The 1336-nt window shown below is 37.1% G+C and carries 2 protein-coding genes; both read right to left on the bottom strand.

Annotated elements, in window-relative coordinates:
- Window positions 1-293: 293 nt before the first annotated feature.
- Window positions 294-560, bottom strand: a complete 267-nt coding sequence (locus ADK28_RS30735; protein ID WP_075202160.1) for a PAAR domain-containing protein — start codon at window positions 558-560, stop codon at window positions 294-296.
- 36 nt (window positions 561-596) lie between these two features.
- Window positions 597-1336: IdsF (locus ADK28_RS32325; protein ID WP_161802736.1), on the bottom strand; the 740-nt coding region annotated here is incomplete at its 5' end.

Here is a 1336-nt window from a genome sequence, read left to right as displayed (position 1 = left end):
ACGTGAGACACCCCACAACAATAGTGATAATAATGACGCCTAAAAATGTCAGGAAATCCTTACGGAACAGTGCCGGAAAAGCACCAAAGAACAACGTCGTCCATGAGAAACCGTAAAACCCTTTTACCGTCTCACCTGTTTTTTTGTTTTCCATATTGATAATCGTTGCCATGTATATAACACCTGTTCAATTTATATAAAAGTAAAGAAATAATCTCACAAGAAAAACAACACCTCGCAGATCAAAATGAAGTAAAGTGAGCATTTTTTAAGAAATATGATAACAGACAAAATCAACCAATGTTTACACTACCACCACCAATCAACATACCACCACAACTAACAGCATCATTAGTGCGTGCTGCTGGTTTCCCATCGATAAAAACACTTGATGAGCCACTGCTAATCATTCGATTATGACCATGAGATATCAGAGTATCACCTTTGCGCGCTAATGGTTTATTATCGACATTAACAGATGAAGAACCTGAACTCACTGGTGTAGGAGAATGGCTGTCATGACCAGTATCTTTATCTCCAATTTTTACTGCATTTCCCATATACGCCCTCATTTAACTTATTGATTTAGAGAATAATCAACGAACTAAAACAACTTGCCCATTAATAATAGAAAAATAAGGTGAATAACCAAATACTGGTTTCCCTTTTGAATTGTTGAACCCTAATGGTGAATTCTGAAAATACCCCACCCCCATTCTAAATAGGCGACCATGATTATAAGTCATTAATGTATATTTACTCCAGTCAATAGGTGTGGGCGTCAATGATTTATCCAAGACATGTGCAGGAAAGTCAGTAGACACAAACATCATCCCTGTCGTCGTTCCTTCTGCATATGCCATCTCTGAGCTTGATATTTTCGCAATTTCTTTAAGACCATCAATATCACGACGTTGCATCATCCACCATATTTTTTCATATGCTTTACGGATCATGGGAAGATCTTTATCCGTGACAGGCGTGGCCTTCTCCCATGTCCATAAAGGTAAGTCATGAACAATGAGATTGCTACTCAATTTATATAAACCATTATCATCATGATAGCTTCTATTATTTACCGCATTACCTTCAATAATTTTCGAACTATATGGACCTCCGTAATAGTGTGAGGATTCACGAGCTGTGATTTTATGTTTTTCGTTCACTGTCAACTTAAATCTGGCAATTTCTGTATGAATATTTTTAGTATCTTTACTGATAATGAGTTCACAAGATGAATCTGGAAATAGTGTTTTTGGGTCATCTGTATCCTGCCCTCCCATAAGCAATTCAATATAGTTGCTGCCATTACCCAACATAGCTGATGCGTTAAACC

It is taken from the genome of Serratia sp. 506_PEND (assembly GCF_001076875.1).
GTDB classification, from domain to species: Bacteria; Pseudomonadota; Gammaproteobacteria; order Enterobacterales; family Enterobacteriaceae; genus Serratia; species Serratia marcescens.
The sequence above is the reverse complement of the archived record's forward strand: the minus strand, read 5'-3'. Positions and strand labels throughout refer to the sequence as shown.